The sequence below is a fragment of the Peribacillus sp. NPDC006672 genome (genome assembly GCF_050274955.1).
In the GTDB taxonomy this organism is placed as follows: Bacteria; Bacillota; Bacilli; order Bacillales; family DSM-1321; genus Peribacillus.
This window is the reverse complement of sequence record NZ_JBNNOR010000010.1, coordinates 136,517-149,683: the sequence shown is the minus strand read 5'-3', so window position 1 is coordinate 149,683 and position 13,167 is coordinate 136,517. Positions and strand designations below refer to the sequence as shown.

At 37.4% G+C, this 13,167-nt stretch carries 10 protein-coding genes and 1 pseudogene; 4 read left to right on the top strand and 7 right to left on the bottom strand.

What is annotated here, in order from left to right; translation table 11 throughout:
• Positions 1-155 precede the first annotated feature (155 nt).
• Positions 156-1,094, bottom strand: a complete 939-nt coding sequence (locus ACQKKK_RS17620) for a LysR family transcriptional regulator (protein ID WP_427617721.1) — start codon at positions 1,092-1,094, stop codon at positions 156-158.
• A 209-nt stretch (positions 1,095-1,303) separates the two neighbouring features.
• On the opposite strand from ACQKKK_RS17620, the gene ACQKKK_RS17615 reads away from it, so the two are divergent.
• Positions 1,304-2,536: an MFS transporter gene (locus ACQKKK_RS17615; RefSeq protein WP_427617719.1), complete on the top strand. Its 1,233-nt coding sequence runs from the start codon at positions 1,304-1,306 to the stop codon at positions 2,534-2,536.
• Between the two features lie 603 nt (positions 2,537-3,139).
• On the opposite strand, the gene istB is transcribed toward ACQKKK_RS17615, so the two are convergent.
• Positions 3,140-3,778 carry an IS21-like element helper ATPase IstB gene (istB, locus tag ACQKKK_RS17610; RefSeq protein ID WP_427617718.1) on the bottom strand — a complete coding sequence of 213 codons (639 nt, stop codon included), beginning with the start codon at positions 3,776-3,778 and terminating at the stop codon, positions 3,140-3,142.
• 322 nt (positions 3,779-4,100) lie between these two features.
• Between istB and ACQKKK_RS17605 the strand changes: the two genes are divergently transcribed.
• Positions 4,101-4,331 carry an IS3 family transposase gene (locus tag ACQKKK_RS17605; RefSeq protein ID WP_427617716.1) on the top strand — a complete coding sequence of 77 codons (231 nt, stop codon included), beginning with the start codon at positions 4,101-4,103 and terminating at the stop codon, positions 4,329-4,331.
• A 63-nt stretch (positions 4,332-4,394) separates the two neighbouring features.
• Positions 4,395-4,763, top strand: a pseudogene (locus tag ACQKKK_RS17600) (transposase); the annotation flags it as partial.
• A 367-nt stretch (positions 4,764-5,130) separates the two neighbouring features.
• Here ACQKKK_RS17600 and yhbH read toward each other — a convergent pair.
• The gene (gene yhbH, locus ACQKKK_RS17595; RefSeq protein ID WP_427617714.1) at positions 5,131-6,300 is read right to left on the bottom strand and encodes a sporulation protein YhbH; all 1,170 of its coding nucleotides are present in this window, start codon (positions 6,298-6,300) and stop codon (positions 5,131-5,133) included.
• Positions 6,301-7,001: 701 nt separating this feature from the next.
• Complete coding sequence (locus tag ACQKKK_RS17590; RefSeq protein ID WP_427617712.1) at positions 7,002-7,181, bottom strand: hypothetical protein; 180 nt, start codon at positions 7,179-7,181, stop codon at positions 7,002-7,004.
• Between the two features lie 118 nt (positions 7,182-7,299).
• Between ACQKKK_RS17590 and ACQKKK_RS17585 the strand changes: the two genes are divergently transcribed.
• Positions 7,300-7,509: a heavy-metal-associated domain-containing protein gene (locus ACQKKK_RS17585; protein WP_427617710.1), complete on the top strand. Its 210-nt coding sequence runs from the start codon at positions 7,300-7,302 to the stop codon at positions 7,507-7,509.
• 191 nt (positions 7,510-7,700) lie between these two features.
• Here ACQKKK_RS17585 and ACQKKK_RS17580 read toward each other — a convergent pair whose 3' ends face one another.
• The 3 genes from ACQKKK_RS17580 to ACQKKK_RS17570 all read right to left on the bottom strand — a co-directional run bounded on the left by ACQKKK_RS17580 (position 7,701) and on the right by ACQKKK_RS17570 (position 12,929).
• Positions 7,701-9,596, bottom strand: a complete 1,896-nt coding sequence (locus ACQKKK_RS17580) for a PrkA family serine protein kinase (protein ID WP_427617708.1) — start codon at positions 9,594-9,596, stop codon at positions 7,701-7,703.
• A gap of 523 nt (positions 9,597-10,119) precedes the next feature.
• Positions 10,120-11,754: an APC family permease gene (locus tag ACQKKK_RS17575; RefSeq protein WP_427617706.1), complete on the bottom strand. Its 1,635-nt coding sequence runs from the start codon at positions 11,752-11,754 to the stop codon at positions 10,120-10,122.
• 194 nt (positions 11,755-11,948) lie between these two features.
• Entirely contained in the window at positions 11,949-12,929 is a 981-nt protein-coding gene (locus ACQKKK_RS17570) for a glutaminase (RefSeq protein ID WP_427617832.1), read from the bottom strand.
• Positions 12,930-13,167 lie beyond the last annotated feature (238 nt).

Genomic DNA, 13,167 nt, shown 5'->3' with positions numbered 1-13,167 from the left:
TTCGCCCATTAGAAATATAGTGAGCGGTTAGAGTTACTCACTTAACCTGAGTAAGATTAAAGAAAATTAAAAGGGGTTCGGAATTAAAACATTCCGAACCCCTTTTGTCTACCACTAAAAATACGGGTAGACCAATATAAGTCATAATTGAATTTTTATATACCGTCACCAAATAAAAATGCCGTTACACTTTGAAAATTTTTACTTTTAACAGAAAAGTGATCTCGTGTTAATTCCATAAAAGCTTGTAAAGGGACAGATATATATTTATCTTTGTGTACCACCATTTTTGTTACTAATAAAGGTAATTCCTCATCCCATAAAATTTCGACTAATTCCCCTTTTTCTAAATCATCCTTCACGGTCATCTCTGGGAGAAGTGCAATTCCTAAGTTTGCACTTACACATTTTTTTATCGCCTCAATACTAACGAACTCTATGGTTTTATCTAAAGATAGGCCTCTTGAATGAAGTAATTGTTCAAAAATCATACGGTAAGAACATCCTTTTTCTGTTAAAAGAAACGTTTCGTTTTCTAAATCTTCTGGATTAATTACAGTTTTTGTAGCTAAAGTGTTTTGAGGAGATGAGACAAGGGTCAGCTTCTCCTCTAATAATGTTTCAGTGTGCAATTGTTGGTTTACCTTTACTGTATCTATGAGAAAGGCTATATCTATCTTCCCTTCAACTAAATCTTCAGTAGCTTTTGTATCAGAATGAGCCGGCTTAAATATTAAATTAAGTAATGGATACTGAGTTTTAAACTCTTTTAATAGAGAAGGTAGTCTGTAAGTACACTGACTCTCTTGAGCACCAATTGTGATAGTACTTGCTAATTGATTCAAAGAAATATTATTCTTGGCTTCATGCGATAACTGTAAAATATTATCCGCGTAACCTTTTAATTGCTGTCCAGATTGGGTTAGTATCAATCGCTTCCCTAATCGTTCAAATAAAGAAGTTCCTAATTCAAGTTCTAGAGACTTTATCTGAGCTGTAACACTCGATTGAGCATAATTTAATATTTTAGCTGTCTGGGTGAAATTAAGAGTAGTACAAGCAACTTGAAAAGTACGTAATTGTTTTATTTCCATGTAAGCCTCCTGTATATCTTCGATCAACTATTTCGATTGATACCATTTGAATTTTCAGCTTTTAAAAACTTTCACTCTATTTTATCATGATTCTAAAGGGGATGAAGCTTTAAGGATATTATTGGGTGCGTTGATTACATTAAACATAAAAGTCAATTAGATAGTACAAAAAACATAATATAATTAAATATAAACAAAGGAGTTTAAATATGGTATATAACATGTTGAAAGGAAAGAATTTTAGGAATTTTTTCCTTTCAGATATAACTCAAGGATTTGGAGTTGGGATGAGCACGATTGGAGCTAACTGGTTTCTACTAGATAAGACAGGTTCAGCTACTGCCGTTGGTTTGCTACTGGCAATTAACGTAATCGCTGGATTTTTAGTATTTCCACTGGTAGGAACATTCACAGATAAATTCAATCGAAAAGTAATTATTATGTGGACCCATTTAACAAGGGCAGTTCTAATATTTATTCTGACAGCCCTATTTTTCATAAGTGGCTTTCATCCGATTTACTTATATATATTTACAGTTATTAACGGAATTGGATGGACTATTTATATGTCTGCATCAAGAAGCCTGATACAAGAGATACTTCCTGAGGATGAATACTTTAGTGGTAACTCATTAATAGAGATTAGTTTGCAGGTAGGTATGTTTATGGCTGGGGCTGCATCTGGCTTCTTATATAAATACTTTGGCTTTGAAATTATTCTTCTTATCAATTCGATTGCTTTTATGATAAGCAGTATAGCCCTACTAAGAGTTACTTATAAATCAGAGATTGTATCGGAAGTAAATGAATCCTTTCTTAAAAGTTTCAAGGGAGGATTATCTTACTTAGGTGGTAAGAAGCTTTTATTTATATTTGGCATAGTTTCAATAATTCCTCTAGTATCCACTATGATTTTTAATGTTATAGTACCCAGCTATGTAAATGATTCATTAAATGCAGGATCTGTAGCTTTTGGTATAGCTGACATGTTTTACGGTATTGGGGGATTGGTGTCAGGATTTTTAGCAGCACCTTTGGCTAAGCGTTTTTCCTCTAAATATATAATATTTTCCTTCTTCGGAATAGCAATTATTATTATGACCGTTTTAACTATAAATAAATATATAACTATTTTATTTATAGGCAGTTTTTTAATTGGTTTATCAAATTCCTCCCTAAGGATTCTCATGAATTCTTTGTTAATGAAAATGGTCGATAAGCGTTTTATGGGAAGAGCAATGTCAGTTTGGATGGCTATGTCGTTACTATTTCAAGCGATCCTAGCCTATTCTCTAGGTAGATTAGTTGATTATTTTTCTCCAGCAATTGGATTTTTGTTCATGGGGGTACTAATGCTTGTAGGTTTTATTCTATTTAATTTAATTATAAACTCTTCATTTCTAAAGCAAATAAATGAAAAGGCAGAAGATACAGCTTCATAACAATAGAGTCTGATCCAAAATAGTTTTTTTAAAAAAAAACACAAGGATATGGATTTAACAATATTCTTGTGTTTTTCATTTTATAAAGTTTCACTTCAATTTTTTTAGGAAGTTTCTTTTTTATCCAAGTATCTTCTATTTTATCCGAGTTTCTTCTATTATATAAGAAAAAAAAAATAGCTTCTTCATTCCTGATATATAGTTTGTGCAAACTCATTCATCCCCATTTTTTTATTTCTCAACATATAGCTTAATTAGACACCTGATATATATATTAGCTGTGGCAGAATCAAAAAGTAACGAACTCAATAACTTGCCAGTTTTCCAGATGCGAAAATTATAATTATGACTCTCGATAACACTCTTCTACCGCAAATACCGTTTATTATAACACTTTATTGCCTTTTTCCAATATTGAAACCATTTTTTCTCTATATTCATATACACAAGTGGTGAATGGATAACTATAGTAGTGTCCCCATATTAGAATTTCTTTAAATCTGCCCCCCTTGATACATCTATATTCGATAATAAAGATGTATGTGTCAATACCGGTTTACTTTTCCCCATTTTCATCGGAATAAAAATCCCCATTTCTATCGATTAATTAGATATTTTCGATGGGATTATTCCAGCTTTTTTCTTTTCTTTGAGACGATAAGACTCCCCTTTAATATTAAAAGTAACCGAGTGATGAAGGAGACGATCTAGAATCGCTGTGGCCAATACATCATCACTAAATACTTTTCCCCATTCCCTGAAGGATTTATTAGACGTGAGGATCATCGCTCCATTTTCATATCTTTTAGATACTACTTGAAAAAATATATTGGCAGTAAGTTCATCAAAAGGAAAATACCCTACCTCATCGACGATGAGTAAATCGGGACGGCTCCATTTGTTAACTAGGCGGTGAATTGTCCCTTTAGATTCTGCCTTTCGGCATTCTGATACCACTTCATCAGCTGTTAAAAATAAGGAAGAATATCCTTGTGTAAGGGCTTCAATAGCGAAAGATATGGCCAAATGAGTTTTCCCTACTCCTGGCGGGCCTAATAGAATCCTATTTTCCCCGTTTGCGATATACCGACAAGTCAGGGTTTCTTTTACACGTTGCTCACTTACACTAGGTTGAAAGGTGTAGTCAAAATCATAAATGGTCTTCGTATAAGGAAGCTTGGCACTCTTCATTCTTTTATATAAGAGATTCGTCTGTCTAGCTTCAAAACGACGCAGCCGCAAGGTTTAAAATTTCTTCTCCAGCGTTAATTTGGACGTGAAGAAAAAATTTTCATGCTTATGGATTAGATGCCCTAATAAAAAGGGAGATCATCCATGAAAAAAAGGAACCCATCCATCCAAACAAGTCGAAGGTTCTGTTGAATCGCTTGAAGAACGAATTAAACAACTGGAAATGGAGAATGCGTAATTAAAAAAGTTGAATACTTTAGTTCAAATGCAGGAAAAATTATAACCAAAATCAAAGCACAAATAATTTATGAACTAAAGTCCATTTATGAGGTCGTGGCCTTAATTAAAGTCGCTGGTATTCCACGTACTATTATTGAAAAAACGCTTGAATCGGGAAGATAAGTATTCAAAGGTAAAAGCCGCTATTCAGTCTATCTATCATGACCATAAAGGACGTTACGGGTATCGTCGTATCACAAAAGAGTTAAAAAAATATGGTTTTTCTCACAATCCAAAGACCATCAACCGCCTCATGAACGAAATGGGCGGAAAATGTTTATTCCGAATGAAAAAGTATCGTTCTTATAAGGGGCATGTTGGTTGAATTGCCTCCCATATTTTACAACGTGATTCTCAAGCAGAGAAAATGAATTAAAAATGGGTAACGGACGTAACAGAGTTTCATTTATTTGGGGAGAAACGCTACTTATCCCCTATCCTTGATTTATGTAATGGTGAAATTATTGCCTACAAAGTGATGAAACGGCTCGTACCAGAAGATACAGTCATCCTTCATTCGGATCAAGGATGGCATTATCAAATGAAGAAGTATCAAAAAACGTTTAATGACTCCCAAATTCTACAAAGCATGTCCCGTAAGGGAAATTGTTTAGATAACGCAGTCATGGAAAACTTCTTAGGCTTGTTAAAATCCGAATGGCTTCATCTCCAAGAATTTGATAGTATGGAGCACTTTGAAAAGGAATTAGATGATTGTATTTATTACGATAACCACAAACGAATGAAGGTAAAATGAAACGACCTGAGTCCGATAGAATACCGAACTCAGGTCTTAGAAGCTGCTTAAACTATATGTCTAACTTTTTTGGGTCAGATCACCCCGCAGGCGCTAGCCGAGGGCGGACCGCCCACGGCTAGCGAGTGCCCTACGTTCCAATCAACGTCCAAATTGTACATCCATAAAAAAATGTAAACAAACTCGATTTTCATCGAGTTTGTCTACAGTCTAAGCCATTGCTCCTGTTGAGCAATGGCCCTTTCGTATGTAATTACTGAATATGTAAAAAACCGATGATTTGAAAAAAGACGTACAATGTGAATCGCACGCCTTTATAGCCTACAATTATATTGACTTGAAAATTTCCTTCTCCACGTTCCCTTTTTTATGCATACTTCTTACTTTCCTCGTCTTTAAAAAAGCTCTTCATTGCGTGGAAAACATCTGCCTTTTGCTTAAGGATATAATACCTGAATTTTTCATTTTCGATATTCTTATAGGCTGTCATCAATGTAGAATGACGATTGTATTGATTGACTTCCCCATACCCGAACATATTGGAAACCTTCATTAGTTCTTCAACAAGCTTAACGCATCGAACGTTATCTGATGTGAGGTTATCACCGTCGGAAAAATGAAACGGATAAATATTGAACTTCGCAGGGTCATATTTATGATCAATAAGTTCTAATGCTTTTCGGTATACGGACGAACAAATCGTACCCCCGCTTTCCCCTTTTGAAAAGAAATCCTCTTCCGGAACCACTTTCGCTTCAGTATGATGGGCAATGAACTCGATTTCAACCGTTTCATATTTTGTCCGCAAGAAACGGTTCATCCAAAAGAAAAAGCTTCGAGCCATATATTTTTCCCACAACCCCATACTTCCAGAAGTATCCATCATTGCCAGCACGACTGCTTTAGAATCAGGTTTCTGGATCTCATTCCAGGTTTTGAATTTAAAGTCTTCCTTATAAATAGGATGAAAACCTGGGTCCCCGCTTAAAGCGTTCCGTTTGAAAGCCGATATCATCGTTTTCTTTTTATCGATATTTCCCATTAAGCCTGTCTTGCGGATATCGTTGAATTCGATATGTTCAAGCGTGTGCTCTGCCTGTTCTTTCTTCTGGAGATTAGGCAGTTCCAATTGGCTGAACAGGGCTTCCTCTAATTCCATCATCGATACTTCGGCTTCATAATAATCCTCACCGGCCTTATCACCTGCACCCTTGCCCTTTCCGGCCCCGGCATCGGACGGTGAACCATCCCTTGCAACCACATCCCCCACTTTACTGTCTCCATCGCCTTGCCCTACATGTTTGTTTTTATCATAGTTATAACGAATTTTGTATTCATCCAAGGAGCGAATGGGAATCTTGATAACATCCCGGCCATTAGACATTATGATGCTTTCTTCTGAAATTAGATCAGGCAAATTATTCTTGATCGCTTCCTGCACCTTTTCCTGATGACGTTGTTGATCATCATAGCCTTTCCGATGGAGGGACCAATTTTCCTGTGAGATAACATATTGTTGATTATTCTCTTCCGACATTCTCTTCCCCCCTTAAAAATGTTTGCACGCTTTTCATCATTCCTTCATATAATAAATTAGTGTGGAAAGCCCACATCATTCCGGTTTCCCAATGAAAAATACTATGCAAAAAAACGGATTAAAAGAAAAGTATTACTCTATCTTATGCAGCGGTGCAGGATAATTTACCACAAAATTCAATAATGGACGTTTGCCTAGGAACTAGACAAGTCATGACATGGACATAGGATCAAATATTTTTTCTAATGTTACTGTAAAATAAGTATTTATAAAACGAACAGACTTAACAGTCTGTTCGTTTCAGTTTGTAGACAAAAGGGATTTTAATTTTATAACAAAGTTGATGGAACGGAAGGTACGAGACTCCTGCGGGAAAAGCGCGTCCAAGGGAGACCCCACAGGCGCAAAGGTGCCGAGGGCGAACCGCCCGTGGAAAGCGAGTGCCCTACGTTCCAATCGTTCGAATTGTACAAGCCATAAAAAAATGTAGACAAACTCGTTTTTCAGCAGGCTTCATTTGTCAGATTGGTTATTAATGAGGTAACTTAAAATATCTTTTGATGTTAGCCGGGGTACAAAATTTAAAAGCAGAGACATATAAGTACATATCAAAAATAGCAATGAACATAACAAAAGGGTGCTCCAGTAATTTTTCTGGACACCCTTTTACACAGATAGAATGATTCTGGTTGTGATATTCGTCAATCTTTATCTGCCTCAATTTCATGTTGAACTGTACCTGGGCGTTTATCCCACTCTTTCAATTCTTCATTCGTCCTTTGATTTTCCATCTGCTTCCCCAGTTCTTTCATCTCTTCATAATCCTTGGCCATGGAGCTGTTTTCCGGAACATGTTCTTTTTTCAATTCCTCTTTACTCATTTAACATCACCCCTACTTATTGATACCCAATATTTCCAAATCCAAAACGTAACATATCCAACGGGAAGATGGGGTATAGATAAGACATTAGGAGCAAATCTAAGGAGGTGCAAGAATTATGCAAACAACTACACTTTATGTAAAAGAAGCAACGTCAGAAGGTCCGATTTTAAATCTAGAGTCCATACTTTTAAAAACGGAAGGCGTGGATCGTGCGATCATCGATGTTGATGATGGGGAAATTAAAATCGATCATAGCGAAGACCAACTTTCACCCGACCAACTTATCACACTTATTGAGCAGTATGGCTTGAATGTAACTAAATAGGAATCAAAAATGCCGGGCTCAGCAAGGCCCGGTATTTTTTTGATTTTAAAATATCCGATGCCGCCTTAACCTTCAGCAGTTGAAAGGAATCGTCTAGATTTCCTCCTAATCCACTTTTCAAGCATTTTACCTTTCCTAAAAAAGGATATAAACCCCCACCCGATAGGGGGCAGGGGCAAGAAAGTATGGATTTACCGATTTAACAAGCTGCCCACATAGCGCAGCAAATCATTGGCTGAAGTGGAATTATAACCGTGCTCATCGATAAGTCTCGTAATGACTTCGTTCACCTTCTTCAGTTGCCTTTCGTCTGGTGTTTTCGTTGAAGTAGTGATCTTGACGACATCCTTCAAATCCGCGAATAGTTTTTTCTGGATCGCTTCCCGTAAACGATCATGTGAATTATAATCGAATCGCTTGCCTTTACGCGCATATGCAGAGATACGAATCAATATTTCTTCGCGGAATGCTTTTTTGGCATTCTCGGAAATTCCAATTTGCTCTTCAATTGAGCGCATCAATTTTTCATCCGGGTTAATTTCTTCCCCAGTCAAAGGATCGCGCAGCCTTGATTTATTGCAGTATGCTTCGACATTGTCCAGATAATTATCCATAAGGATTTTCGCAGACTCTTCATATGAATAGACAAATGCCTTTTGCACTTCATTTTTTGCAATGGCATCATATTCTTTACGTGCAAGGGAAATGAAATTCAAATACCGCTCCCGAAGTTCGTTCGTAATGGACGGATGCTGATCAAGACCCGCTTTTAATGACATAAGTACATCCAATGCATTTATGGATGGATTTTCCTTACGAATGATCGTAGAGGAAATTCGGTTAATCACGTAACGTGGATCGATTCCGCTCATGCCTTCGTCCTGATACTCTTTCTTCAATTCATTGATGTCTGCGGAATTAAAGCCTTCCACATTTTCCCCATCATATAGCCTCATCTTTTTCACTAAATCTATATCGCCCTTTTTGGGGTCCTTCAAACGGGTCATGATGCTGAAGATTGCCGCCACCCGTAATGTATGCGGAGCAATATGAACATCTGAGACATCACTTTCATGAATCATTTTTTCATAAATCTTTTCTTCCTCGGTAACCTTCAGATTATACGGAATAGGCATGACAATAATCCTGGAATGCAATGCTTCATTTTTCTTGTTGGAAATGAACGCTTTATATTCCGTTTCATTCGTATGGGCCACGATAAGTTCATCTGCACTGATCAATGCAAAACGGCCTGCCTTAAAATTCCCCTCTTGTGTCAATGAAAGCAAATGCCATAAGAACTTCTCATCACATTTCAGCATCTCCTGGAACTCCATCATCCCGCGGTTCGCCTTGTTCAGCTCGCCATCAAAGCGATAGGCACGCGGATCCGATTCAGATCCATATTCAGCAATCGTCGAAAAATCGATGCTGCCCGTCAAATCAGCAATATCCTGTGACTTAGGATCAGAAGGACTGAATGTTCCAATTCCAACACGCTTATCCTCTGAAAGGAAAATACGCTCGACCATCACATCTTCAATCCTGCTTCCATACTCCTGTTCTAACCTCATTACATTCAGGGGCGATAGGTTTCCTTCAATCCGGATGCCGTATTCCTCATAAAAATCATCCCGTAAATACTGCGGAATGAGATGCAGTGGATCTTCATGCATCGGGCATCCTTTTATTGCATAAATGGCACCAGAATCTTTTAAAGAATAATTTTCAAGTCCACGCTTCAGTAAAGAAACGAGTGTAGACTTCCCTCCTGAGACCGGACCCATGAGAAGTAAAATCCGCTTACGGACATCCAGCCGCTTTGCCGCCGGATGGAAATATTCCTCGATGAGCCTTTCCAGTGAATCTTCAAGCCCAAACAACTGACCGCTGAAAAAATTGTATTTCTTTGACCCATTTACTTCCTCTATCCCTGCATCTCTGATCATGTTGTATACACGTGAATGAGCAGATTGAGCAACTAATGGCGTTTCTTTCAATATTTCTAAGTACTCTGCGAAGGTGCCTTCCCACTTCAGCTTCTGTTCATCTTCTCTAAATTTTTCGATTTTCTTTAAAATATCCATTTAAGGATCCTCCCCCTGTCACTTTCAGAGAATACTTAAATCTATGCTCCAAGTCTGACAAACATGTCAGACTTTAAAAAGTGTCCGGGCATTGTTTAGAAAGCTCCTTCACGCTCCATATATCGAAAAAGGCTTCATCAGTGAACAATTGATGACAAATCGGCTGACAAGAAAAATAGTGTGCACTCCTGCTAAAAATTAGGGTATACTAAGCCTATACTTAAGTGGGACAATATGGGTAAAGGGAGGTCACATTATGGGCACAATTATTATCGTTGCAGTTGCTATTACATTTTTAGCTGCTATCTTCACTGCTGGTTATGACGATAAACCAGGTGTGAAATAAAGAAAGTTTTAAAGCCTTTCTTACTTCCAAAAAAGGGGACAACAAATTAAATTTGCTGTCCCCTTTTTTTTGCACATCCATCCATATAAATAGAAAAAAGTCCTTTCGAACCTGAACTATACCCCGGAAGGATTCTTTATCTTTTAAAATAAATTATCAATGAAGTGTCTTCAAATTTTATACAGCGTTCTTTTTTTCCGTTTGAGATACGATGTCGTTCTTCAATGATCTCAAGTCGTCGTTCACTTTTTTTCCTTGTTCCAAATATTCTGTTTTGAATCCACTTTTTATTGCCCAGCTATAAAACACTAGTGATAAACATGTAATGATGACCATATCCCAACCAAATGGAATTACGTTTAGTCCACCAAACTTTTCACTGCCTAAGTATGAAATAGTCATCATACAGATTAAATAAACAACCATCCAAAGCCCTGCTGAAAAGTTTTGACGGAATCCCTTCCATTTAATTTTTGCTTGATAATAGAAATAAACGGGAAGACCGATCATTATGATAAATAATACTTGGCCTGTCAGTGGCCATCTTGCCCAATATAGAACCAAAGAAGCAAAAACAAAACCAAGTGGTGCAATGATGCTTAATCCTTTTAGACGAAATGGCCTGTACAAGTTATGACCTGTGCGCCTTAATGTCATAACAGTAACTGGACCTGTAATATAAGAGACTAAAGTGGCAACCGAAATAACCTCGGCTAGTACGCCCCAGCCTCTAAACATGAATAAAAATAAGAAAGATACACCTAGATTTAAAAACATGGCTTGACGCGGGATACCATAAAGAGGATGCAGTTTTCCAAACACGCTTGGTAAATATTTATTCTTTTCCATTCCATAAATCATTCGTGACGTTGTCGCCGTGTATGTTATTCCTGTTCCTGATGGAGACATAAAAGCATCAACGTATAGTAAAATAACTAACCAGTTTATGCCTAAAACAATTGCTAAGTCAGCAAACGGAGAATTGAAATTCAACTGATGCCATCCGTTCACAATCATCGACGGATCAACTGCTCCAATAAACGCAATCTGTAATAAAACATAGATAACCGTTGCAATTAAAATGGAGCCAATTACTGCAATTGGGATCGAACGTCCAGGATTCTTTGCCTCGCCTGCCATATTAATCGGACTTTGAAAACCGTTAAATGCAAAGATAATTCCAGAAGTCGCTACAGCAGTAAGTACACTTGCCCAACCATTAGGTGCTATACTCCCTGCTGATGTAAAATTGGATGCATGAAAACCAGCAAATAAAAGTGATCCAATCGTAAGTCCAGGTATAACAATCTTAAAAACTGTAATAAATGAGTTAGCTTTTGAAAACAAACTAACTGTCCAGTAATTTAATAAAAAGTATACAATCAGTAATGCAGAGGCAATTGCCAAGCCTCCCCCAGTAAGACTCCCATTTTCTACTAAACCATGTGTCCACTGCGCCCATTCCCATGGCCATGAGCTCATATATTGAACAGAAGCAATCGCTTCAACGGGAATTACAGAAACAATTGCAATCCAGTTTGCCCAACCTGCAAGAAACCCTATGAACGAACCATGAGAGTATTGCGTATATTTCACCATTCCCCCAGCTTCAGGAAACATTGCCCCTAATTCACTGTAAGAAAGTGCAATAAATAAAATAACAACCATTCCTATAATCCAAGAGATAACGGCAGCTGGACCTGCGATTTGTGCCGCTCTCCAAGCTCCGAATAACCAACCTGATCCAATAATAGATCCGAGTCCTACCATCGTTAAAGAGAACGTTCCCATCTTACGCTGCAAATTATTCATATGTTTATCACCATGCTTTCCAAAAATTCATTCCTTTAAATAACGTTTTAAAGTAACTGCATTAATGATTTTTGCTAGTGTCTAAATACAGCTTAATGTAATCGCCGCGGTTAGATACCTCTTGTTAGAGCCTAGTCATTTGATGGGGAAATCTTGAGGGTGCCCCCTTTATGAGAACAAATTATTTCTGATTTTCAGAAAATGCTTAGATCCCATTCTTGCGCCATGTGTTTCAATAACATAACACCTGTCACGCTATTCCCATATTCATCAATTGCCGGTCCAAAAATACCAATGCCACATCCATCTTGAAAAGGCATTCCGCTTCTGGCACTTGGAGGAACTAGTGCCATAATCCCACCGGATACTCCACTTTTGGCTGGCACCCCAACAAAAGCCGCAAATTTCCCCGAAGCGTTGTACATTCCACAAGTAAGCATTAACGCTTTAGCTAGTTTAGCCACTTTTTTAGGGAGAACTTGTTCTTGACGAATAGGATGGTATCCATCTTGTGCGAGAATCAGTCCAAACAGGGCTATGTCTTCTGTGGTTACTTCTATGGAACATTGCTTCAGGTAAACCTCTAAAGCTTCCTCTACATCGGATTCTAAATAATTCATCTCTTTTAAATAGTGCGCTAAAGCTCTATTTCTGTGAGCGGTTAGCAACTCAGATTGAAACACTTCCTCATTGATGATTGGGCGCTTTCCTAACAAATTTTCAAATAATGCGAAGAGAAATTCTATTTTTTTTTGTGAAGACTCCCCCGGGAGAAGCGAAGCTACAGTAATCGCTCCAGCATTTATCATCGGATTAAACGGTTTTCCTGGCTTATGCATTTCTAAACGAATGATTGAATTGAAAGCATCCCCAGTTGGTTCCACATCGACCCTATCCAACACATAAGGAATGCCGCAACCCAGGCATGCGGCTATAAAGCTAAGCACTTTTGAAATACTTTGCAACGTGAAAGGGACTTCCCAATCCCCTGACTTTATCATCGTTCCACCTGGCTCTAGTATGCAAATACCTAACTGCGATAAGTGTGTATTTCTCAACGCAGGTATATAATTGGCGGTTTGTCCTTCAGTAGCATAGGATCTGTAATTTGCTACCCATTCATCTAAGCAGGCTTGCTTTGGACTATTAACATGAATGTTAAAATCTTTTGTCAGTTCTCCAACCACATTCTTCCACCTCTTCAATTGTTGTGCTTTACTAATGGATTAGATGAAAACATAATGAATATTCTAAATATTATTAAGCGCTTTCAAAAGTTTTTACCTACCTTTAATTTAAAACGGGAACTACAGAATCTTACAAAAATCTACAAAAATCTAAAAAATAAAAATCCTTTAAAAGCAGTTACTATTTTTTGTGGATAGAATAAAAGATTGGTTTTTCCATAATTTG